This window comes from Microcoleus sp. bin48.metabat.b7b8b9.023 (genome assembly GCF_013299185.1).
Classification (GTDB): domain Bacteria; phylum Cyanobacteriota; class Cyanobacteriia; order Cyanobacteriales; family Microcoleaceae; genus Microcoleus.
Genome location: NZ_JAAFKG010000034.1, coordinates 13,822 through 38,700, shown reverse-complemented (window position 1 = coordinate 38,700; position 24,879 = coordinate 13,822). Strand labels below are relative to the sequence as shown.

Genomic DNA, 24,879 nt, shown 5'->3' with positions numbered 1-24,879 from the left:
CTGCCAACATTTGCCCGCACTTTTTTGTCGATCGCAATTTGCAAACAATAAATGGAGAATCCAACCATGCAAACCACAAACGCAACTCGCCTTGAATTACCTTCCTGCCGTTATTTTCCCCTACTCCAACGCAACGATGCTGTCACCCAAAATGAGGATGTCCGCTACCTCCAACGACTTTTAAATGTCAGTGGAGCTTCCCTAAATACTGATGGATCGTTCGGCGCGAAAACCCAACAAGCAGTCATCAGTTTTCAACAGCAACAAAAAATCGCTGCTGATGGCATTGTCGGCCCGAAAACTTGGAATAAATTGGGCGTTTGTACAACTGTATTTTAAAGTTTGTACTACCATATTTTAAACAGAGTAGGGCGTGCCGTGCGCGCCCTATCTTTTATAGCAACCGCACCCGACGCTGAGAACGTTTTTAAATGCTGACACCAATGCGATGGGAGCATATCAGTTTTGCATTTACAGTGCTATCCGCGCTCGCGTATTGTACAATACGCGAGCGCGGACGCTCGCACTACAATAAAAAAATGCTTTTTACAAAACAGAGATGCTCCCAATGCGATCGCTTCCTTCTCTCCTCCATAACTAAAGTCTTCTTCCCGAATCCTCTTTTTACCACAAATAATTGGTTGAAAGCCTCTCCCTTTGAGGGAGAAATTAAAATCAGACTATTCATTACTTCAATCCTCTGACTTCTAGGTAGAGGTCGCTCTCCCATGGTCAACTGTCAACTGTCAACTGTCAACTGTTGAACTCTTCCTTAGAAAAGCCACCTACTTTTCCGCCCCGTCTTCCACCCCAGACCACCCCTCGGGTACTCCATACATTCGATACTTGCGAGAACGCTTGAAATATAGCGTGGCTACCAGATCCTCAGGATTGATTTCTAAAATATTCTCAAATACTTTTTGAGCAGCAACAAATTTTTTCTGGTAGTAAAAATTGAGAGCTTCTTGAAAAATCTCCGCAGTTTGCTGTTTGAGGAGAATGCTTTGTTCTGTTTCTGCATCATAAATTTCAAACACCGACACAGCAGTTGTCTTTCCTTTCACCGTTACTCGATCGACAAATCTGTAGTTGTATGTTTCTGAATCGTCCAGGCGATCGATAATTTCACCGCTAACGAGAATCCCCGAGCCGTAAACCTTAGTCAATCCTTCCAAACGAGACGCGAGATTCACCGCATCAGAAATCACGGTACTTTCCATCCGTTCTCGCTCGCCAATTGTACCCAACATCAAATTTCCCGCGTGCAAACCAATGCCGATCGCGATCGGCAACAAGCCGTTTTGTTCTCGCTGCTCGTTGTAGATACTCAATTCTTTTTGCATATCAATGGCTGCTCGCACACCATCTGATGGAGATGTCGGAAACAAAGCCATCACTGCATCGCCAATATATTTATCAATAAACCCGTTGTTTTCCCTGATTGCAGGGCTAACCCTTCCCAAGTAACTATTGATAAATGCAAAGTTTTCGGCTGGTGTCATCTGTTCTGAAAGTACCGTAAAAGAGCGAATATCAGCAAAAAGTACAGTCATATTCTTTTCCTGATTGTCGCCTAATTTGACTTCAATAATACTCGGTCTTTCAAGCAACTTTAAAAAATCGTGCGGCACAAACTTGCCGTAAGCTGCATTCAGTTTTGCGAGACTAATTTGCGTCTTGATTCGGGCTAACAATTCCTTTTTGATAAAAGGTTTAGTTATATAATCATTCGCTTCTGAGTTAAAAGCTTCTACCAAGTCACTCGTTTGATTTTTGGCCGTCAGCATCAGAATCGGCATTTCCAAAGGTGAGTATTGTTGGCGAACTGCTCGACAGACTTCATAACCAGTCATCTGCGGCATCATTACGTCGAGTAAAATCAAGTCGGGCTTAAATCCTGATTCAATCAGATTTAAAGCTTCTCTACCGTTGATCGCTTGAGTGATCGCATAGTTTTCCAGAGCGAGATTATTGATAATGACCTGAATGTTAATTGGTTCATCATCGACCACTAAAACTTTTACTTTTTCACCTTCTTCTATCAAGTCCATTTTGGTTAAGATAGTAGAATTTACTAGAGATAATTCGGGGTCTAATTCAGGAGCGATTAAAATCTCCTCGCCCTCGGTTAAACCAGGCTGTTTGCTGCTAATTTCCGGCTGACTCTCTGAGACGGGTAAAGTAAATATGAATTGGGAACCTACGCCTACACTTGAAGATACCGAGATTTTACCGCCGTGTAATTCCACTAATTTCTTGGCAACAGCCAACCCTAAACCCGTCCCACCATATTCTCTAGCAGTGGAACCGTCAGCTTGTTCAAAGGATTCAAAAATTTGCTCTAATTTATTTTCGGGGATGCCAATGCCTGTGTCGGATACAGTAATCGCCAATTGGGGATTAGGTGATGATTCTTCATGGCTCGCTATCAATGCTGCTGAAATCTCAACTGTGCCGCTTTCAGTGAATTTAATCGCGTTGCCGATTAAGTTATAAAGTATTTGCTCCAAACGATTCTCGTCGGCTGCTATTGGTGGCAATTCCGGAGCAACTGAGTTAATCAATTGCAATTTTTTTGTGCCTACCAATGGCTGACATAATTTGAGAATCACAAAGACGATTTCTCGGAGGTTGACTGACTTAGTTTGCAGTTCAAGACTTTTGTGTTTGAGCTGAGAAAAGTCGAGGATATCGTTTATTAAAGAAGCCAATCTTTTTCCTGACGATGCAATCAAAGCTAAGTTGAAATTGGTCGTTTCTGGCAGTTTCCCGGTAGCACCGTCTATCAAAGATTCTGCAATCCCAATAATGCCGTTGAGGGGAGTGCGGAGTTCGTGGGAAGTATTGGCTAAGAATTCGTCTTTCAGTTTGTCCAGTTGCTGCAATTGGGTATTTTTAGCTTCTAAGGCACTAAAAGATGTTTGCAGTTGTGCTGCCATGCTGTTAAAAGCAGTAGCAAGCACGCCCAACTCGTCGGAACGATCGAGCTTGACAGTTCTGTCAAATTGTCCTTGAGACAAATCTATTGCTGCATCTTTTAATTTTAGAATTGGTTTGGTAATCCAGCGAGAAGTGCAAATTCCGATCGCAGTAGCTATAGCCAAAGCTGCCAGACATAGCAAGATTGTAGTTCTATTGCCGGCATTTATTTGTTCCATAAAATCGGCTTCTGGAACGACGACGACAATGAGCCAATCTAAACCTTTGCCATCTTGGAATGGCATAACTTTTAAAAATTGCTGCTTGCCGTTGATTTCAAAATGGATTAGTTTCGATTTGGTAATTTGCTGCAAGTCTTGAAAGTGACTTTCTAAGTATTTAGCTGTACTCTGGGTTACGATATCGCTGCTTTCTTTGACTTGAAACTGTTGTTTTTTACCGTTTTTGTTGCGGAAAGGTTTTTCTGGGGTGGAAGTTGCCAGCAGCGTTCCCTTTCTTTCGATAATAAAAGTTTGACCGGATTTGCCTATTTTGAGGCTGTTTAAAAATTCACCGATACTGTCCAGACGCAAAGCCGTAATTAATACTCCGTCTAGCTGTTTCTGGTTGTTGTAAACTGGTTGCAGCGCGCTGACAAGCAGTGTGGGTTCTAGCAAGGAGACATCAACTGAACTCCAAGTGGTTTTGCCTGCTACAGAGGCATCTTTGTATAAAGGGTTCTGTCGGATGTCGAAGTTTTTGATGGTGGCTGCTATTTTTGTGCGATCGCCACTATCATTAGTATTGTAGGAATAAAAATTAAATTTGGTAGACGGGCCGGAGGCGTTAATCAATAAAGTCCCATTCGACATCTTTTCGCCAGTGCGGTATTCTCCATTGCGATTGGCGAAGGAGGTAAAATTGATATAAGGATATAATTGCACTTGCCGCCACAGATACTTTTCCCAAGCTGGCAAGTCTTTGATGTTCACAAAACCCAGCTTCAGTGCATCCAGCTTGCTTTGATTGATTTGGTGCGGAGTTTGCAAATAAGTTATCAAATTTTGCTCGATGCGATTGCTCACTTCCCCCATTAACTGATCTGCAAGATCGTTCACGGCTTTTTGAGAGTTCTTAAATGATAAATATCCCACAATTCCCACTGCTGCAAATACTTGCAAGACAAACGGAACTATGAGTACAGTTTGCAGCGGCATTTTTCCTGAAAGTTTGGCAGCTAAGCGATTAAGAGAAAAAGTTGACATAACATTAATTTAGATTAAAAGACACGGTTTATAGTCGGAGGGAAGCTACACCGCTGTTAAGTATTGTAAACCTTGTTGTAGTTGAACAAAAGTTACACAATAACAGCCTGATTCTAGGTTGTTTCCTGAATCGCTGTCAAACCTGAGATTTTTTATAGAAACCAGGTTTTTTTTCGCATAGCTTTACGCATTATATTCGATTATGAAGTCAAACCTAGCGAACTCTACAGCGGATTTTCGGGGAAATTCCCCATTTTGGGTCTTCAGGCTTCGGTATGAATATATTATGACTGAGACTAGCTCCAGAAAAATCGATAAAGACCTGAAAATTTCTGACTTCAGATTGATGCTACTTTTACTACTTTTCATCCAAACATTCTATCCCCGACCATCCTTCTGGAACTCCATACATTTGATGTTTCAGAGAGCGCTGGTAGTAGATTGCTGCCAACTTATCTTGAGGATTTGTTTCGCAAATATTCTTAAAGATTTTTTGCGCTTTAGGAAAATTTTGCTCGACATAAAGCTGTATACCTTGTTGAAATGCAGCAGCAGTTTCCTGTTTTAGCTGAATGCTTTGTTCTGTTTCTGCATCATAAATTTCAAACACCGACACGGCAGATGTTTTCCCTTTTACTGTGACTCGATCGACAAATCGGCACAGATATTGCGATCGATCGCCCAAACGCTCTAAAATTGATTCAGTAACGAGAATTCCAGAGCCGTAAACCTTAGTCAATCCTTCCAAACGAGACGCGAGATTCACCGCATCAGCAATCACGGTACTCTCCATCCGTTCTTCTTCGCCAATCGTACCCAGCATTAAAGTGCCCGCGTGCAAACCAATACCGATCGTAATTGGTGCGTAATCCCTTGTTTGTCGGCGATCGTTGAAAAGAATAACTTGTTTTTGCATTTCCACTGCCGCGCGAACAGCATCATCTGCCGACTCAGGAAATAGTGCCATAATCGCATCGCCAATATATTTATCAATGAAACCTTTGTGATCGCGAATTACCGGACTGACTCGACTTAGGTAGCTGTTGAGAAAATTAAAATTTTCTTGGGGAGTCATAGCTTCGGAGATAGTTGTAAAGGAGCGAATATCAGAAAATAAAACTGTCATTTCTTTCTGGATTTGATCGCCTAGTTGAACATCAACAATACTTTCGTGTCCCAAAAATCGCAGAAAGTCGTGAGGCACAAATCTACCATAAGCTGCATTGATTTTTGTGAGACGGATGTGAGTTTTGATTCTAGCTAGCAATTCATTTTTGAGAAAAGGTTTAGTTAAAAAATCATTGGCTCCTGCATTGAAACCTTGGACTAAGTCAGATACTTGATTTTTGGCGGTTAGCATGACGATTGGCAATTCGCTAGCCGTGAATTTCTCCCTGACTTTATCGCAAACTTCGTAACCAGTCATCCGTGGCATCATGATATCTAGCAATATTAGATCGGGTTTGTAGCCTCTGTCGAGAAGAGCTAAAGCTTCTCTACCGCTGCTAGCTTCGGCGATTGTATAATTTTCAAGAAGTAGATTGTTAGTTAATACCTGAATATTTACAGGTTCGTCATCTACAATCAAAATTTTTACTTTTTTATTATCTAAGGGGAGCTTAGTAGCACTAGAACTGTTATTGTTAAAACTTGGTGGAGCAGCTTCATTAATTATCAACTTGCGCTCTTCTGTTCTCGAAACTAAAGAATGTCGAGCAGTTGCTGGCAACTGCTTGTCATCGAGATATTGATTTTTAGAAATTGGCAAACTAAAGGTAAACTGGGAACCAACACCGAGTTCTGAAGATACTTGAATTTCGCCACCGTGCAGCTCGACTAACTGCTTTGTAACTGCCAAACCTAAACCAGTTCCTCCGTGTTCTCTAGCAGTGGAGCCGTCTGCTTGTTCAAAGGATTCAAAAATTCGTTCTAACTTATCTTCAGCAATGCCAATTCCCGTATCGGATACGGTAATTTGCAGTTTTGACCTCACAATTAAAGATAGAAGCTGGCTCGTTACTGAACTTTCTTTTTTTGCCAACTGCGGCGATTCCAAGCCGATCGCATTCGCCGAAATTTCTACAGTACCATTGTCGGTAAATTTAATCGCATTGCCGATCAAGTTGTAAAGAATTTGTTGCACCCGATTTTCGTCGGCATCCACCAGGGGAATGTCGGGAGTGACTGAATTAATCAACTGCAAGTTTTTTGTGCCAATTAGAGGTTGAGAAAGAGTTACTACGATATCGACAATTTCTCGAATGCCGACGGGCTTGATTTGTAGTTCAATATTTTTGTGTCTCAGCTTGGAGAAATCGAGAATGTCGTTGATGAGATTTGACAGTCTTCTGCCACTAGATGCAATAATTTCTAGATTGGAAATAGTCAGTGCTGGTAATTGTCCTGTAGCACCATCGATCAAAGATTCTGTTAAACCGATAATGCCGTTCAGTGGGGTGCGGAGTTCGTGAGAAGTATTGGCTAAAAATTCGTCTTTGAGTTTGTCAAGTCGCTGCAATTGAGCATTTTGATGCTCTAATTTTGTGAAAGATACTTCCAATTGACCGGCCATGCTGTTGAAGGCATTAGCTAATTTTCCTAGTTCGTTAGATGCGACAATATTTACCCGAGTTTCCAATATGCCGCTAGTCATTTCAGTAGCTGCGGATGTTAGAGATTTTAAAGGATTTGTGAGCGATCGCGCAAAAGCGACTCCCAAGCCCACGGCGGCGAGGGCGCTGACGGTGGTAACTGCACCCATGACGTAGATGAGCGATCGCACGGGAGCGTAAGCTTCGGCTGTAGGTAGCTCTACAACCACCATCCACTGTACCCTGCGGACGATCGCACCCGTGCCCATGACTTCCTCCCCGCGCCAGCCTCGATAAACCAGCGGAGATTGCATCCCCGAAGCTAAAGCTAATTTCGATAACTCTCCCACAAACGATCGCCCTTTCAAATCTCCGAGTAAATACGGATTAACCTTGTTTCCTGTTTCCGAAATCAGCACCGAGCGGTTGTCGATAACATAGCTGTATCCAGTTTTTCCAACTTGCGATCGGGCTGCAATTTGAATTAAAAAGTTTAGACTTACTCTCGCAAATAATACTCCAGCAATTTTATTTTTACTGTCGCGAATAGGCACGGACAAATTAACAACATTAACCGTTGTCTTCATATCGACATCTACTGAACTCACATAATTTTGAGCCTGTCGAAACGTCTCCCAAAATAGAGGCGAATCTCCCGAAATACCTGCTAAACTCAAGCTAGATGTAGAGTATGATTCGTAAGGCGACATTACTTGTACGACTTGACCGTTATTGTTTAAAATTCCCACCACTTCGTAGGCGCTATTGCTATTGATTAATCCTTCAAGAATGCTGCGCTGAGTTTCAGCATTGAATTCTGTTAAGCCACGCAATTCTGACAAATAATTGAGTTGGCGCTGCAAGTTATCCAGATAAGCGCTAATTTGGGCAGCCGCAGCTTGCGATCGCTCGTACTGAAACTGTTTTGTCTGTTCTATTTGTCCCCGAAAGCTGAGGTAAGCTAACGTACTCCCTGCCATCAATACGCTTGCCACAACAATCGAGACAAAACCATAACGCAGTTGATTGGCAATTGAGGACATTTGATTCTGCTACTTAACAGTTTTAACTCTCTCTCTAGAATACACCTAATTTCATTTTTCGTAGCGTCGCTACAATCGCCACCTTTAATTTATCGTTACCTTTGGCTAACTTGTGGTTTTATAAATCTAATTTTTGTTTCCAGATCCGATCTTCAATCCAAATTCGATCCGGCAGGAGTCCCAACCTAAAGAAAATTTCAGCAATGCGTTGTTGTTCTTCAACTGCCCTGTCTTGAATTGGTAACAAATCGTAGGTACGGCTTTTAGTTAAACTTCTAGCTGTGGTTTTTTTCATTCCGGTTCGAGCGGTGATAAATTCTACTGCTCGCTCGGGATTTTTAGTTATCCAATTAGCCATCTGTCGCGTTTCTCCCATGACTGTTTTAACAATATCGGGAAAGTTGCTAGCAAAAGAGCGACTTGCCAAATAAAAGTTTCTGTCATTGATCAGTTGCTCGCTATCAGTCAGGAAATGAGCAGGCATAGTTTCCTGTAACTTAGCTAAAAACGGCTGCCAAACCGCCCAAGCATCAACTTCGCCTCTCAGAAATGCTTCCTGAGCTTTTGGCGGAGACAAATCGACTAATTCGACATCTTTTAACTTCAATCCGCCTTGAGTTAACGCCCGAATTAACAAATAGTGAGCTGATGTTTTCCGAGTGGCTGCTATTTTCTTGCCTTTAAGATCTGCGAGAGTCCTAATAGGAGAATTTTCAGGAACTATGATGCCAATGCTGCCCGGTAAAGCTGAATCATTAGCAATATAAACGAAAGGTATGCCCTCTGATTGGGCAAAAATTGGCGGCGTAACTCCTGCATAACCCAGATCGATTTTTCCTTGTCCTATTGCTTTTAAAATTGGTGGCCCTGTGACAAATTCCGTCCATTCTACAGACCATCCCATTTTTGCTAAACGGGTTTCCAAAGATCCTTTAGCTTTGAGATAAAACAGCGCTCCGAAAGGCTGATGGCCGATTCTTACTATTTTTGTTAAGTTTGAGAATGAGTTCGTTTTTTTTTCTGTAAAGCTATTTATCAGATCGGAGTTGCAACTTGCTACAGTTAAACTCAAGCAAAAAAATAGTATAAATAGCAGCGAATATTTCCAAGCCAAATGCTGTTTAATATTTTGAATCAAAAACGATAATTGAAACCTCGGATTTTTGTGGCTCATAAAATATCGTCGAAGTAGGTTTTGCAGGAGTAATATCTTCGAGATCTTTTTGACAGGACTTATGTTATGTCCGCTGATTTCCAGGTGTTAAAAACGGTCTAATTAAATAGAAAATTTTGGCTGGCCGTCTCTGAAATGAGCGGCAAAATTAAGCTATATTATAGCAGATTTCAGGAAAGTAAACTACCCCACGCCTAGAAGGCGAGGGCTTTTGGTAGCCATTCAGTTATCGTGCAAGCCAACAACTGAGAACCTCTGGGCTGGTTTACACTCAGCCCCACTAAAGCAATCATCTTTGAGCCATTAACATCGGCGCCTCCAATCGGGCCACAGGCTTGATTGCTGCACTTAAATTGCTTCTGGGTTCTGACACCGATATGCTTGCCAACAATGGCAGCTTTGGCTTGTATAGGCTGGGTTGACGGTAACCACCGATACTCCTTCCTTAATTCCTTTATATTCAAGAAATGTTTTTAACTGATAAAAAGCCCAAGAATTAGACCGCCTTCTTTCAGTTTTGTTTCTAGGTTTCGAGTTAGTTCGTTCGCGAATCCCTGTTAAATCTTCGATAGAAACAAAGGATTGAGTTTGTTTTGCCTCTTGAATAATCGCTTTCGAGATGTTGTGGGTGAGCCATGCTTGGTATCTTCACATCAAGTCCCGATAACCGTTTCAAAATCTGTCTAGCTCTACGTCTAGTTGATCTTGTGCCTTGAGATGCTTTCTTTTGAAGAGAAGTTCTAACACGACTATATTTGTCTCTAGTTTTTTGAATCTCCTTTCCTGACCAGGATTTCCCCGTGCTTGTAACAGCTATATCTCGTCTACCCAAATCAACCCCAATTACACTTGCCGATGCAAGAGGGGTTGGCGTTTGGGATTTGAGCTGAAGATGAACGTACCAATCCCCATCACGATGTAAACAGATTTGAGCAGAGGTAGGTTGTTGGCCGTGCAGTTTGTCGCGATGGTAGCTACTCGCTCTAATGGGTGCAGTTAACCTCTTACCAATAGTGCTAATACTAACCGTCCAGTTAGACTCAATGAAACGAAAAGTTCTCGCATCACAATCAAAGCTCGTTGGTTGAATAGATTTAACCTTTTTACCTTTGTGTTTGGCGGTTAAACGATTGGCAGCTATTCTGGCACAAGCTCTAACTACATGATTAGCTGTTAATTGAAACTGTTCTTTTACTTCTTTGTAACAGACGGCTTGAACTGAGTTTCTGTTAGTCAAACCTGGATTGACATTTTGATTTATCCAGTTACAAGCTGACGCAAAAGCACTAGCTGTATCAATCAACATTTGCTGCTGATTAATATCTACTTGAAGCTTGACAACTAGCGTCAGAAATTGTTTCATACCAATCAAAACTCACCTAAGTGCATTATACTGTCAAAGCGGATGTCCTGTCGGACGTTTAATTAATTGGCGCGACGTTCCTTCCCATACTGGAAAGATGGGGGCTTCCCTTCGCGCATTATCGGTGATATTTGCTATGGCTGACTCTATTGCTCGCCGCTTGGAACAATACACGATCGCCCGATCGCACGAAGTGTTAATCGTGAAGGCCGAAATTGACGGCGAATTCGACGAAATTGCTATTTTTAAAGGGTTTTCTAGCTCCCTGGTGCGATCGACCGCGAGCGATCCAGAAGTGCCAGTTTTGCCGGAGACAGCAAAGATTGTCAGTGTCGATCGGCTCTATAGTCCCTACAATCCAAATAACCCCCGCTATATCGAGCAAGGGCTATCTTGGGAAACAATGCAATTTCTATTGTCCGAGGCCGGGGTTTAGCACTCACACTAGGAACACAACAATGTTGATTGGTCTCAACAATCGTCTAAAACCCTTAAGAAATCTCGTTGATCCCTGAGTCTAGATCCCCCTAAATCCCCCTTAAGAAGGGGGACTTTGAATACTCTTGTCCCCCCCCTTAAGAAGGGGGGTTAGGGGGGATCTAGACTTGGATACCAACCAGAGATACAAAAGCACCGTGTCCCTACCCTGAGGACTAAATCGTGCCGCCGGCCGCTTGAAAACGAGCTCTCGCACGTTTGATTGCTTGCTTAGCTTGAATTTGCTCTTGCAAAGTGCCACTAGCAGAGCTTTCCAAACGAGCTTCTGCTTCGGTGTAAGCAGTACGAGCAGCTTCTTTATCAATCGTTTCGCCTTTTTCAGCGCCGTTGACAAGGATAGTTACTTGGTTTTCTTGGATTTCTGCAAAGCCGCCCATCAGAGCAATAGACACCCATTCCTTACCAGGACGGACGCGCATCACTCCGGTATCCAAAGCAGTCAACATCGGAGCGTGACCGGTCAAGATACCCAATTGGCCTGTCGTGCTTGGCAGAATTACTTCTTCAGCATTAGAATCCCAAACAGTTTTGTCTGGGGCCACTACGCGCACAGTTAATGTCATAAATTGTCCTTAGTCATTAGTCAGCAGTCATTAGTCATTAGTTGTTAGTCATTAGTTGTTAGTTATTAGTTGTTAGTTATTCGTCATTAGTCAGCAGTCATTAGCTATTAACTAATGACTGCTGACTAATGACAACTGTCAACTGTCAACTGTCAACTGTCAACTGACTAAAATTACTTAGCGTCAGCCTTCATTTTTTCAGCTTTGGCGATCGCCTCATTGATATCGCCAACCAAATAGAAAGCTTGTTCAGGTAACTCATCAAGTTCGCCAGCCAAAATCATTTGGAAGCCCTTAATGGTATCTGCCAACTTGACGTACTTACCGGGGGAACCGGTGAACACTTCTGCTACAAAGAACGGTTGAGACAAGAAGCGTTCAATTTTGCGAGCGCGAGAAACAGTCAAGCGGTCATCTTCAGACAGCTCGTCCAAGCCCAAAATCGCAATAATATCTTGCAATTCCTTGTAGCGTTGCAGAGTAGACTGCACCTGACGAGCAACACCATAGTGCTCTTCGCCAACAACGCTAACTTGCAACATTGTAGAAGTAGAATCCAGCGGGTCAACAGCCGGATAAATGCCCTTCGCAGCCAAACCGCGAGATAACACAGTTGTAGCGTCTAAGTGAGCAAAAGTTGTAGCTGGAGCGGGGTCAGTCAAGTCATCCGCAGGTACGTACACAGCTTGTACCGAAGTAATCGAACCTTCAGTAGTCGAAGTAATCCGTTCTTGCAAGTCGCCCATGTCTGTACCGAGAGTCGGCTGATATCCCACAGCCGAAGGCATCCGACCCAAGAGAGCGGATACTTCAGAACCAGCTTGTACGAACCGGAAGATGTTGTCAATGAACAGAAGCACGTCTTGCTTGCTGACATCGCGGAAGTATTCCGCCATCGCCAGAGCCGACAGGCCCACGCGCATCCGAGCACCAGGTGGCTCGTTCATTTGACCGTATACCAGGGCAATTTTCGACTTGCTGCGGTCTTCTTCGTTAATAACCCCAGATTCGATCATTTCCTTGTAAAGGTCATTACCTTCACGGGTGCGCTCGCCCACACCGCCAAACACGGACACGCCGCCGTGAGCTTTAGCGATGTTGTTCACGAGTTCCATCATAATTACGGTTTTGCCGACGCCTGCGCCGCCGAACAAACCGATTTTGCCACCGCGACGGTAGGGAGCCAGGAGGTCGATGACCTTGATCCCAGTTTCAAACACCGAAGGTTTGGTTTCCAGTTCGGTGAAAGCCGGCGGGTTGCGGTGAATGGGCATACTCTCGGAAGTATTGACCGGGCCGAGGTTGTCTACGGGTTCGCCGATGACGTTAAAAATACGGCCGAGAGTTGGGATTCCGACCGGAACTTGGATGGATTCTCCTGTATCTACTACTTCCATGCCACGCACCAAGCCGTCGGTGGTACTCATGGAAACTGCACGCACTTGGCTGTCTCCGAGCAGTTGCTGAACTTCGCAGGTAACGGCAACGTCTTGACCTGCTTCGTTTTTGCCGGAAATTGTGAGAGCGTTATAGATTTGGGGCAGTTTGCCACCTGGGAATTTTACGTCTACAACAGGCCCGATGATTTGGGTGATGTAGCCTACGTTCGTTTTTGTTGCAGTGGATACCATGAATAGTGCCTTTGTTAGGATTCTATTTTTCCCGTTGTGGAAAAAGTCTTAACATTTAGAAATGCTATTTCTCAGAGTACCACTGAACAGACTCACTATTTAGATTTGTATGGGGATGCTTAAGAGTCATTTTTTTTGTTGCTGCTGTCGCTTTTTTTTTCCGCGAGCCGCCGCCAAAGCCCCGATCCCCAGCATGGTGCCGAACACTGTCACAGGCTCGGGTGCTAGCTCGGCGGAGACGGTGAAGTCTTGGAAGTCGCGATCGTTTCCATCTCCGGCATCGTCGAAGGAAATTTTTGTACCCTGAACCAGTTGGGCCATTGTGAGGGATGAATATTGTTCTGGGCCTTTACCGCCGTTGATACTTGTAAATGAGTCGGGGGAGCGGGGGTTGAGTTCAAAGTCGCCAAAGACGGCTTGCTGGCATCCGGCCGCCACACAGTCATCTCTGCGAAACTGGGTGTTGGCGGCAAACCATTCGGGGCTGTTCATGAAGGTGCTGCTGGAGGCGTACTGCTCGAATTGTTTGCCACTACCGCTGTCGCTCCACAGCAGCAGGGCATAAACTTGATCCTGCAAAAAGGTGAAGGTTTGAGTTGGGGAGCCGTTGTTCGAGCTGACTGAGTTGCCGAAAGTTCCTTTCCATTCATCGGCGCTTCCGTTATCTGAGGGTTTGAACTCGTAAAACAGTCGGGTGATGTTGCTGTAGCCATTGACTCCTGTCTGAGCTTGGGCTACCCACAAGCTAGACTGGTAAGCGCCGTGAGATTGGTCGAATGTAAAGTTGATATTGGTATCTCGATCGAACTGGATGCCGCTGGTGCCAAACATGAAAGCTCGGGCGGGCGTACAGATGCTGAGCAAGATTGTGGTTGCCAAGCTGGCGACTGTAAAAGATGTTTTTTTGACTAGCGTTAAGGTAGCCATAACCCTGATTCCTCCAGTATTGTTAGTTAGTAAGGTGCTAAATCCTAGCTTGTATCTTGCCATGACGGGAATAGACGATCGCGACCCTCGGATATTAAGGGCGATCGTCAAACCGACCAAACAGGCTCTACACCAGTGACTCTAGAGACTGATATCACTTAGGTGTGTTTTTGAGTCAATGAGTGCTTGTTCTAAGAGTTTTCACTGATACTCTAGTGGCAGAATATTTTCATCAGAAAAATGGGTTTGAAACCCCGTCCTTTTAGGACGGCTTTACATTTGTTGTTACTACCGCCGGGCGAGTCGCAAGAGTTCGGTGTGATGAAAGTGTTGCACTTTCAACGGGACAATTACCGTTTCAAATTTTGCGACCCTGTACGCATAGTGTTTGCTACCGAAAAGTTACGGTAAGCCCTATTTCTAGGTGTATATTTCCCGCTAGCCACTGACTGCCAAAGTGGTTAAAAACGCTGCGGTGGCATTCTTAACGTTTTGGGGGATACCACAAGGAGTGACAGTTCAGTTTGTCTTAAAGACGTAGGCTAGACACTGGTTTAGTCCTGAATTTGTGAAGGTGCGTAGTCCGATTTCAAGCCCCATGCCTTGATAGCTGGGGTTGGTGACCTGTCACAGCCAGATTTTTACTCAGTATAGATTTACAAGCTACTACATCTATTGGTATCGCTAAGTGTCTCAAATTGACTGGAAGACTTGCAAATATTAGCTTTCATCAAAATTTATATATTTTTTTTGTCAATTTTTGTGAAATTTTGGTAAAGCTCGTCCCAAAATTATAAAGTTTCTCAGAAAATTTTGGCTGTTGGGTGAGTTGCTTGGCTAAAGCGAGCTGGGATGTGGCGGCGGCCGGGAGTAGCGATGGGAGGGAGTTGTTTGGCACTTGACAGTTGACAGTTGACAGTTGACAGTTGACAGTTGACAGTTGACAAGCTGTGGAGCATTTAAAATGCGTATTGTAGGGTGCGTCAGTTTCAAGGTATTTTCCATGTATAGTCAGTGTTGTAGCTGACGCACCCGGAGCTGGATAGTTAGGGGTTTAAATCCTCCACAGCTTAGTTAATATTTGATAGTTAATATTTGATAGTTGACAGCACTTGACAAAGCAAAGAAGAGGATTGGAGTAATGAATAGTCTGCTTTTAATTTATCCTTAAAAGGGTTCCAGCTTTAAAACAATTATTTATGGTGATTAAATAGATAGATTTCCTGCGGATTTACTATATTTTTCTGAGGGGAAATAGTATCAATCCTATTGACAGGAGGAACCTTCATGAGTCAGAATAGGGAAAGATAAATACGATCGCACTTTTAGCACAAATCTTTAACCACAATGGCAGCCAACAAACTACATTTGCTCGCATGGTTATTCATAGTTGGCTGCCTCAATGCAGCGGCCGGCTCGGCTTCCGCGCAACCCATCACCCCCGCACCAGACGGCACGAACACAGTCGTGACACCCAACGGCAATCGCTACGACATTTCCGGGGGGTCATTGGGCGGTGACAAGGCTAACCTGTTTCACAGTTTTACTCAGTTTGGTCTCAGTTCCGGTCAAACGGCAAACTTTTTAAGCAATCCCAACATTCAAAATATCTTAGGAAGAATTAACGGAGGAAATCCTTCTGTAATCAACGGCTTAATTCAAGTGACAGGTGGCAATTCCAACCTGTTTTTGATGAATCCGTCGGGGATAATTTTCGGACAAAATGCCAGTCTCAACGTACCGGGTTCTTTTAACGCCACGGCGGCGACAGGTATCGGTTTTGGGAACAATCAGTGGTTTAGTGCGATCGCCAATAACAACTGGGCAACTTTAATCGGGAATCCGAACAGTCTCGCATTTACCAGTCCGCAAGCAGGAAGCATTGTAAATGCAGGAAATTTGACCGTGGCGCCCGGTCAAAGTTTAAGTTTGACGGGGGGTACAGTTGTCAATACAGGTCAGTTAACGGCGCCCGGAGGTAACATTCTGATTGCGGCTGTACCCGGTCAAAATTTGGTGCGGATTTCTCAAGCGGGAAATTTATTGAGTTTGGATGTTCAACCAACAGCAACTGGGGGTTCGCTGCCGAATAATTGGACGCAGCCGGTGTTATCTTTGCCGGAGTTACTGACGGGTAAAGGGCAGGAACAAGCAACGAATTTGACGGTAAATGCGAATGGGGATGTTGTGCTGGCGGGGAATGTGGCTGTGCCTGTAACTGCGGGAACTGCGATCGCCAGCGGCAGTATCAACGTCTCTGGCAATACTGGCGGTAATGTTAACATTTTAGGCGATCGCGTAGGCGCGATCGCGGCTAACATCGATGCTTCGGGTATTAACGGCGGCGGGAATGTACTGATTGGCGGAGATTTTCAGGGTTTGGGGACTGTGCCGAATGCTGTGCGGACGTTTGTGAGTGCAGATTCGACAATTAATGTGGATGCGATTAGCAACGGTAATGGCGGGCGAGTGATTGTTTGGGCTGATGAAACTACTCGTTTTAATGGGAATATTACTGCGCGAGGTGGCTTGTTTTCTGGGAATGGCGGGTTTGTGGAGGTATCGGGAAAACAATCGCTGGATTTCGCTGGGTTGGTGGATTTGCGATCGACTGTGGGCAGTGCCGGAACCTTATTGTTAGATCCTACTAATATTACTATTAGCACAGGTGCGGATGCAGGCGGTGCATTCGGGGGAGGAGTGTTTGCTCCCGGTATCGCTGCGCCTACGGCTACAATTAATAACGGGACGCTGCAAACGCAATTGGGTTTAGGTAATGTCACTATTTCTACTACATCTCTTGGTGCGAGTGCAGGGGATATTACAGTTAGCGCTCCGATTGCTTGGGCCAATAAAAATTCCCTGACTCTGAATGCCAGTAATAGCATATTTGTTAACAACAATATCACAACTCAGGGAGGCAATATCACCGTCAATGCAGATGCCGATAATTTCACCGGTGGTAGTCTCACCATTACCAATGCGACGATTAATACAAATGGTGGCAATTTTACCGGTATTGGCCGCGGGAATACTGTCAATGGAAATGGGATTAATATTAATGGTGGTACAATTAATGCTGGTGGTGGAAATATTGATCTCACTGGTAGTAGTGCAGTAAATTCGTCAGGCAACGTCGGCATTCAAGTATCTGGCGGAACCGTTACACCTGCTACAACAGCTACTTTAGCAACTACTGGAACGGGAAAGATTACCCTTAGCGGCACTAGCGGTGGTAGCCTCAATAGTTCCGGGATAGTTTTGCGCGGGCCTACGATAAGTTCATTCAATGGTGAGATTACACTGACTGGTAACGGCAGCGGATCTGGATACGGAATTCAGATGTTGGGTAATGCCGTGGTGGAATCAACGGGAACGGGAAAAGTCGGCCTGACGGGTACGGGTGGCAATGGGATTAATGGCAGCAATAGAGGGATATCTATTGAGACAAATAGCAGCGTTAAATCGCTCAATGGAGATATCAGTCTTATTGGAAAAGGTGGCAGCAGTGGCAGCAGTAATTACGGTATTGCGATCGACAACGCGGCCTTAGTGCAATCAACTGGAAGCGGCAGTATTTCTTTCAGCGGTACCGGCGGTGCGGGCACAAACAACAATCTCGGGATATTGATTAACGCCAGCAAAGTGCTATCAAACAATGGAAACATCAGTTTCGCAGGGACAGGTGGTGGCACTGGAAGCGGTAACCAGGGTATTCGCATGGAAAACCTGCCGTCGTCAGAGGTACCACTTCTAAATGGATCGTTAGTTGAATCAACTGGAAGCGGAAGTATTTCTTTCAACGGTACGGCTGGTGCGGGCACAGACAATAACAGCGGGATATCTGTTGCTAATTCTAACGTGCGATCGGCGAGTGGAAATATCGCCATGACTGGCACAGGTGCGGGGACTGGTATCAATAAAACAAATTATGGCATTATTGTTGAGGGTAATTCAGCAGTAGAATCGACGAAGGCAAGTATCGATCTGAATGGTAAGGCAGCAATCGGTTCGGCGGCAATTTTTCTGAATAAGAGCTCGCTCAAATCGACGGTGGGAAATGTTGCTCTGACTGGTAATGGGCCAAGCGGTACTAATGAAATTAACCTGAATAATAGCAACATTAACCTGACGGCGGGAACCGGTAATGATGTTACTTTGACCAGTGATGCAATTACGGTTTCACCCACGTCTCAAGTCAGTGGGAAAGGTACGATTCTGTTGCAACCCCTGACTCCAAGTTTAGGTATTACTGTTGGCACTGCTGGTAATTCTACTGATTTGAATCTCAGCACTACTGAACTCGCAGCTTTCAAGGGATTTTCCCAAATGATTGTCGGGCGGGCGGACGGCAGTGGGACGATCGCAATTGCTGACCCCAGTGCTGTTAGTTTTGATTTTCCGGTCACATTTCGCTCTCCCCAAACTAGCGGCACAATTGCAGTCAATGGCAACATTAAAGGGATAAATAATGCTTCAATTAGTTTTGATGCTCCCACTACTAACTTAAATGCAAATGTTGTCACCAACGAACAGAATATTACGTTTGGTGGTAAAGTGTCTCTCGTTCAGGGTTCTAATGTCACTCTCGATACTGGGTTAACGAAGGCAGGCGATATTAATTTTGGGGGAACTGTTGACGGTGATGGGAAGCTAACTTTGACTTCGGGAACAGGTATTATCAATCTCAGCGAAGCAATTGGGGGGACTGTGCCTTTGGGTTCCCTGACAATAGTTAATTCTCTGAATGTTACCAATTCTAAATCAAACCCGATCGCGATTACCACTACTGGCGATATTACTACAGGCAATATTACGAATCCCGGACGGGCGATCGCGCTTACGAGCAACAATGGTAATATTACGAGGAGTTCCACAGGGGCGATCGATACCAGTTCTACTACCGGAATTGGCGGCCCGATTGCACTGAGTGCCAACAATATTAGTCCTGGTAATCTTAACTCTAGTTCTACCGCTGGCTATGGTGGAAAAATCACCCTCACGGGCAAAACAGGCAACATTTTAGCAGATCCCGGAGTAGTTTGGAACTCTAGTTCTACGAACGGTGCGGGTGGCGATATCGCGATCGCCACACCCAATCTAGTTCGGATCAATATCATTGATGCTAGGGGATTGCCCGGTACGGGAAATATTAGCATTAGCGGTAATGACATGAGCTTTTCGGGAGGCCCAGATTCCGTACAGGGTAAGGGTACTTTGTCAATTGCGCCGTCTTCGCCCAATGTCGGAATTCGCTTCCAGGATGCACTTGCTGACGATCCGAAGGCGATCGATTTAGGAAAACAATTTTTATCGTCCTTGGCTAATGGATTTAGTGGAATTGCGATCGGAACTAATTCTACAACAGGCAATATCACGGTAGACAATTTGCCTGCTGTTTTCAAAGATCCTGTGACTTTTAATACTCAAGGCACAATTGTTGTAAATAAAGGTCAAGCAATTTCGGGAACTGATGATGCTTCAGTTACTCTCAACGCTACTACTAATAACCTGAATGGAAATATTACCACCGCAGCTCAAGATATCACAATTAAGGGTAATGTCTCAGTCGGAGATAGCGTCTTAATCAGCAATGGAAATTCAGCAAGTGGCAAGATTCTGTTGAATGATAATATTGATGGCAGTGGCAATCTCACTTTAGAAACAGGTACGGTAAATATTGCGGTGAAAGGTGCTATAGGTAATACCGCACCCTTAGGAAATATTATTGTCAACAGTGGTGGTACGGCTACATTTAATGCTGTCACTGCTACCAGTTTCACTACCAATGCTGGCGGCAAAACTGAATTAAATGGCAATGTGACTACCACCGGCGCTCAAACCTATGGAGATGCTGTCACAATTGCCAACAATCCAATTCTCGCAGGCACCGGCGTTACTTTCAAGGATACTGTGAACGGTAGCAGCAATTTGACTGTGAATGGGGGTAGCGGTAATATTACATTTAGCGGTGCAGTTGGGACTCTAAGTGCGATCGGCAATCTGACTGCTAACTCTACAGGTATAACCACATTTAATACTGTCAGTTCTGCTAGCATCACTACCAATGCGGTTGGTGCAACTATACTCAAGGGGAATGTCATTACAACTGGCGCTCAAACCTATGGAGATGCTGTCACAGTTGCCAACAATCCGATTCTGTCAGGTAGCGCTGTGACTTTCAATAATAGTGTTGACGGTAGTAGCGATTTGACTGTGAATTCGGGTAGTGGCAATATTACATTCAGCGGTGCAGTTGGGGCTGCAAGTGCGATCGGCAATCTGAAAGCTAACTCTCAAGGAATAACTGCATTTAATCAAACAGTCAAGGCGGCGAGTTTGACTACAGATGCGGGTGGTATAACTCAAGTGAAGGGAAATGTCACTACAACCGGCACTCAAACCTATAACGATGCAGTTACGATTGCCAACAATCCGATTCTGTCTGGCAGCGAATTAACTTTTAACAATACTGTTGACGGTGGTGGCGATTTGACGGTGAAGGCGGCTAGCGGTAATGTTACCTTCACAAGTGCGATCGGCAAAACAACTCCTCTGACAAGTTTAACTGCCAACAGCAAAACATCTTTAGGTGGCAGCGTCACGACAACTGGCGCTCAAACTTATGCAGATGCAGTGACAATTGCCAACAATCAGATTCTCGCAGGCAGCGACGTTACTTTCAACAAGACTGTTGAGGTAGCTGGCAATCTCGGTATTGCTGCTGACAATGTTAATCTCAAAGGAATTGTCACAACCAACAATGACGGCACGCTCACAATTACCAATAAGGTTAATCTCAATATTGAGAAAAACCTGAATTTAGACGGTGCATTCAGTCAAAAAGGGCCGGGAAGTGTTGCGCTTAGCGACAATGTCACCACAACTAATGATAACATCAGTTTTCAAGGCCCGGTGACACTAAAAGCTCCTGTAAGTTTGACACCGGGAGATGCAACTATTGCTTTCGGTTCGACTTTAGCAGCAGGAAGTAACTCGCTGAATTTAACAGCAAGTGAAATAAATTTTTCCGATAAGGTTTCTGGTACGGCATCGCTAGCGTTGCAACCGACAAAGGCAGGACAAAATATTGTGGTTGGTGGCACCGACAACACTACTCCCGCTTTAGATTTGACGGCATCGGAAATTAATTTGATTCAAAAGGGATTTAGCTCGATCGCGATCGGGCGATTCGATGGCACTGGCAATATTACTATTCCTAACGATCTCACTTTTAATGCTCCAGTCACGATTCAAGCGGGCAGTGGTACGATCGCCCTTAACGCCAATATTACCGGCAAAGACAACAGCAGTATTGCTCTTAACGGCAATAATGTCAAACTCGGCAATGATATCGCTCTCAGCAGTGCCGCCGGTAATGTTAGTGTTGCAGGTGCGATCGATGGATCTCGGCGCTTGAACATCAATGCTACTAAAGGCAATGTGCTGCTGCAAGGAAATATCGGAAACACAACACCACTGACAGGTTTGAATGTTACTGCCTTAAATACTAAATTGGGTGGCAACGTTACCACGAATAACGGCAATATCAATATTAACGGTACTCTCGGGTTGACGAAAGATGCTGTATTGAAGACGGCTGGGGGGAATATTGGCTTTGGAGGTGCGATCGACAGTATAGATGGCGCCCGGAATCTAAATCTCGCAGCAGGTAGCGGCAGCATCACTTTCAATGGATCGGTGGGCGCAACCACAGCCCTAGGAAATCTGACAGCCAATGCTGCGGATGTGACAGCAAACTCGAAGATTAACGCCCAAAGCTTGCAAGTAAATAGCACCGGAAATATCAATTTGTTGGGAAATGTCACTGCTTCAAACGGGGCAAATGGAGGGACAATCGAGCTGTTGAGCCCTACCGGAAAAGTGAATGCTAGAGATTTGAATACAGCGGGAAATACTGGCGGGAACATTACCGTTAAAGCTTTAAATTCAATTACGGCGGGAAAAATTACCTCCTTCGGTACACCCGGAAATGGTGGTAATGTGTTCTTAGATCCGATCGGCGATCTGCAAGTAGAGTCAATTAATGCCCAAGGCGGTACAGGTGGCACTGGTGGCGATGTCTTTATTTCGACGGGGAATTTTTTCCGCGCTACAGGTGGTTTTTCCACCTCACTTTCGCCGACAGGATTTGCTAGTATTTCTACTGCCGGTGGCGCCGGTGGTGGCAAAATTACAATTGTGCACGCTGGTGGAGATCAAGGGCCGCCGATTCAACCGTTTGTCGTGGGAGATACTACTATTAACGGTACGGCGGGTGCAATTACAACTGGACAATCTAGAATTACATCGCAGTCGTTTCCGCGTTCTAGTATTGTGGGTAATATTGTGTTGTTGACTGACGACGGCAAAGATCCAGCGCCAACAAATCGGCAGCCAATCCCGCCGACAAATGAGCCGAACCCGGGTATCATTCCGCCGACAAATGAGCCGAACCCGGGTATCATTCCGCCGACAAATGAGCCAAACACGGGCATCATTCCGCCGACAAATGGGCCGAACACTGGTATCATTCCACCGACAAATGGGCCGAACACTGGTATCATTCCACCGACAAATGGGCCGAACACTGGTATCATTCCACCGACAAATGGGCCGAACACTGGTATCATTCCGCCGACAAATGGGCCGAACACTGGTATCATTCCGCCGACAAATGGGCCGAACACTGGTATCATTCCGCCGACAAATGGGCCGAACACTGGTATCATTCCGCCGACAAATGGGCTAATCTCGGAAAATATTCCGCCGACAAATGGGCAGATCGAGGGTCTTATTCCGCCGACAAATCGGTCAACAATTTCGTTGCCCATAACTGACATCATTCCGCCGACAAATCGCTCGACAGTTTCGACGACAACCGAAGGAATTGCGCCGACAAATCGCTCGACAGTTTCGACGACAACCGAAGGAATTGCGCCGACAAATCGCTCGACAGTTTCGCCGACAACCGAAGGAATTGCGCCGACAAATCGATCGACAGTTTCGACGACAACCGAAGGAATTGCGCCGACAAATCGATCGACAGTTTCGACAACAACCGAAGTAGTTCCGCCGACAAATCGCTCGACAGTTTCGCCGACAACCGAAGGAATTGCGCCGACAAATCGCTCGACAGTTTCGACAACAACCCAAGTAGTTCCGCCGACAAATCGATCGACAGTTTCGACGACAACAACAGAAGCAGCAGTACCTGCGATCGATTCTAACCCATTGTCGATCGCACGCGGCAGCACAGTAGGAACAGCAGCATCAGCATCGTCCGCACCCGCAGCTACACCCACACCGGCAGCTACACCCTCAACCCCCGAAACAGAAGACTTGCAGCCCCGGAGTATTCCACGCCTAAACAGTTCCGGTGTTGTTAACGATCGCATTTTAAGACTTGATTCTAGTATCATCAGTAACTTGCCCTCGGGCGAATCACAGCCAACACAAAGCAGCAACGAATCAGCGCCAGCAGCCAACTCTAATTCTCGTTTAGCGCTGGGATATGTCTCGTCTCCCGATCGACTTTTTGAAACTAACGACATCCAGAAAATAGTCTGGGGAGTCGAAGGACTGAGGAATCAAGAATTTGAATCATACCTGGGGATAAAAAGCAACATCCCAGACGAAAAACTCTTGGTTTCGACATTCCAAGAAACATTAAGAAATATCGAACAGCAAACCGGCAAGCGGTCTGGTATTATCTACATAGTCTCGCGAGTCGATCGACTGGAACTAATTTTAATTCCTCCCGTAGGGCGATCGATTCACTACAGCGTTCCGGAAGCCAACAGAGCAGCTCTTTTCCCGGTTGTCAAAGAGTTGCGGGATGAAATCACCACTCCCGCCAAACGCAATACTACCAGTTATCTACCCTCCGCCCAGCAACTGTATAAATGGGCGATCGCACCCCTAGAAAAAGACTTAGAAAGGTTAGGAATTAAGACTTTATTGCTGTCAGTAGATCCGGGATTGCGGAGTGTACCATTTGCCGCTTTGCACGACGGTAAAGGCTTCTTGGTTCAAAAATACAATTTCAGCCTAATTCCGAGTTTTAGTGCCACTAACACTAATTACAAATCGGTTAATAGCACCAGAGTGCTAGCAATGGGACGATCGGAATTTGTGGACAAAAAGCCATTACCCAGCGTGCCCCTAGAATTGCAGATGATTTCTGGTCAGTTGCAGGAGCGATTTTTCCTCAATTCAGCTTTCACCTTAGATACACTCAACTCGGAACACGCCAAGGGAGAATTTCGGATCGTTCACCTAGCAACCCATGCGGAATTCCAACCAGGAAAAGCGAGTAATTCCTACATTCAACTCTGGAATTCTAAATTGCGACTCAATGATATGGGAAGTTTAAATTGGCGCAACCCGCAGGTAGACTTGTTAGTATTGAGTGCTTGTACAACTGCTTTGGGCGATCGCGAATCAGAGTTAGGTTTTGGAGGTTTAGCGGTCAAATCCGGCGCTGCATCTGCCCTAGGGAGTTTGTGGTATGTTGACGATGGAGGCACTTTGGGACTGATGAGCGAATTTTACTACCAGCTTCGAGGAGGCACAACCAAGGCAGAAACTCTGCAACTTGCTCAACAAGCGATGATTGCTCGTCAAGTTGGAATTAAAAACCAACAGTTAGTGACAACAGGAGGGAAGTTGAATTTACCAGCTAATATCAAACAAAGAAACCAAGATTTTTCTCATCCTTACTTCTGGAGCAGTTTTACCCTCATCGGCAGTCCTTGGTAAGCTACCATATGCCAAATTCTGAACTTACCTAACTGACACTCTTATGGAGGTAATTGTTTAGGCACGTAGTTGCGCTTCAGCGCTCTTTGCCTATTTGATAGGAAGTCGCAGAACAAAAGTATGAATTCACATTTGATACTTTTT

Annotated in this window: 14 protein-coding genes; 4 read left to right on the top strand and 10 right to left on the bottom strand. The window is 45.0% G+C overall.

The window, feature by feature from the left end:
• Positions 1-66: 66 nt before the first annotated feature.
• The gene (locus QZW82_RS19380; protein ID WP_293151329.1) at positions 67-339 is read left to right on the top strand and encodes a peptidoglycan-binding domain-containing protein; all 273 of its coding nucleotides are present in this window, start codon (positions 67-69) and stop codon (positions 337-339) included.
• 446 nt (positions 340-785) lie between these two features.
• Here the strand turns inward: QZW82_RS19380 and QZW82_RS19375 are convergent, their stop codons facing one another.
• The 6 genes from QZW82_RS19375 to QZW82_RS19355 all read right to left on the bottom strand — a co-directional run bounded on the left by QZW82_RS19375 (position 786) and on the right by QZW82_RS19355 (position 10,355).
• On the bottom strand, positions 786-4,184 hold the full coding sequence (locus QZW82_RS19375; protein WP_293151326.1) for an ATP-binding protein: 3,399 nt from the start codon (positions 4,182-4,184) through the stop codon (positions 786-788).
• Between the two features lie 358 nt (positions 4,185-4,542).
• Positions 4,543-7,818, bottom strand: coding sequence for a response regulator (locus QZW82_RS19370; RefSeq protein WP_293151323.1), 3,276 nt, complete (start codon positions 7,816-7,818; stop codon positions 4,543-4,545).
• A gap of 118 nt (positions 7,819-7,936) precedes the next feature.
• The gene (locus tag QZW82_RS19365; RefSeq protein ID WP_293151320.1) at positions 7,937-8,992 is read right to left on the bottom strand and encodes a sulfonate ABC transporter substrate-binding protein; all 1,056 of its coding nucleotides are present in this window, start codon (positions 8,990-8,992) and stop codon (positions 7,937-7,939) included.
• Between the two features lie 194 nt (positions 8,993-9,186).
• A complete protein-coding gene (locus QZW82_RS32285; protein WP_293354404.1) occupies positions 9,187-9,456 on the bottom strand; it encodes a hypothetical protein in 270 nt (89 codons plus the stop codon).
• Positions 9,341-9,598 carry an IS200/IS605 family accessory protein TnpB-related protein gene (locus tag QZW82_RS19360; protein ID WP_366665052.1) on the bottom strand — a complete coding sequence of 86 codons (258 nt, stop codon included), beginning with the start codon at positions 9,596-9,598 and terminating at the stop codon, positions 9,341-9,343. The genes QZW82_RS32285 and QZW82_RS19360 overlap by 116 nt, the downstream gene beginning before the upstream one ends.
• The gene (locus tag QZW82_RS19355) at positions 9,528-10,355 is read right to left on the bottom strand and encodes a transposase (protein WP_293151317.1); all 828 of its coding nucleotides are present in this window, start codon (positions 10,353-10,355) and stop codon (positions 9,528-9,530) included. Before QZW82_RS19355 ends, QZW82_RS19360 begins: the two co-directional genes overlap by 71 nt.
• 136 nt (positions 10,356-10,491) lie before the next feature.
• On the opposite strand from QZW82_RS19355, the gene QZW82_RS19350 reads away from it, so the two are divergent.
• Positions 10,492-10,791: a hypothetical protein gene (locus tag QZW82_RS19350; protein ID WP_293151314.1), complete on the top strand. Its 300-nt coding sequence runs from the start codon at positions 10,492-10,494 to the stop codon at positions 10,789-10,791.
• A gap of 217 nt (positions 10,792-11,008) precedes the next feature.
• Here QZW82_RS19350 and atpC read toward each other — a convergent pair whose 3' ends face one another.
• The 3 genes from atpC to QZW82_RS19335 all read right to left on the bottom strand — a co-directional run bounded on the left by atpC (position 11,009) and on the right by QZW82_RS19335 (position 13,878).
• Positions 11,009-11,416: an ATP synthase F1 subunit epsilon gene (atpC, locus tag QZW82_RS19345; RefSeq protein WP_293151311.1), complete on the bottom strand. Its 408-nt coding sequence runs from the start codon at positions 11,414-11,416 to the stop codon at positions 11,009-11,011.
• Between the two features lie 173 nt (positions 11,417-11,589).
• On the bottom strand, positions 11,590-13,047 hold the full coding sequence (gene atpD, locus QZW82_RS19340) for a F0F1 ATP synthase subunit beta (RefSeq protein ID WP_293151306.1): 1,458 nt from the start codon (positions 13,045-13,047) through the stop codon (positions 11,590-11,592).
• A 126-nt stretch (positions 13,048-13,173) separates the two neighbouring features.
• Positions 13,174-13,878, bottom strand: a complete 705-nt coding sequence (locus tag QZW82_RS19335; RefSeq protein ID WP_293151303.1) for a PEP-CTERM sorting domain-containing protein — start codon at positions 13,876-13,878, stop codon at positions 13,174-13,176.
• Here QZW82_RS19335 and QZW82_RS19330 point away from each other — a divergent pair.
• A complete protein-coding gene (locus QZW82_RS19330) occupies positions 13,877-14,113 on the top strand; it encodes a hypothetical protein (RefSeq protein WP_293151300.1) in 237 nt (78 codons plus the stop codon). The two genes, QZW82_RS19335 and QZW82_RS19330, sit on opposite strands and share 2 nt — an antisense overlap.
• 664 nt (positions 14,114-14,777) lie before the next feature.
• On the opposite strand, the gene QZW82_RS19325 is transcribed toward QZW82_RS19330, so the two are convergent.
• Entirely contained in the window at positions 14,778-14,933 is a 156-nt protein-coding gene (locus QZW82_RS19325) for a hypothetical protein (protein WP_293151297.1), read from the bottom strand.
• Positions 14,934-15,321: 388 nt separating this feature from the next.
• Between QZW82_RS19325 and QZW82_RS19320 the strand changes: the two genes are divergently transcribed.
• Positions 15,322-24,735: a CHAT domain-containing protein gene (locus QZW82_RS19320; protein ID WP_293151294.1), complete on the top strand. Its 9,414-nt coding sequence runs from the start codon at positions 15,322-15,324 to the stop codon at positions 24,733-24,735.
• Positions 24,736-24,879: the final 144 nt, after the last annotated feature.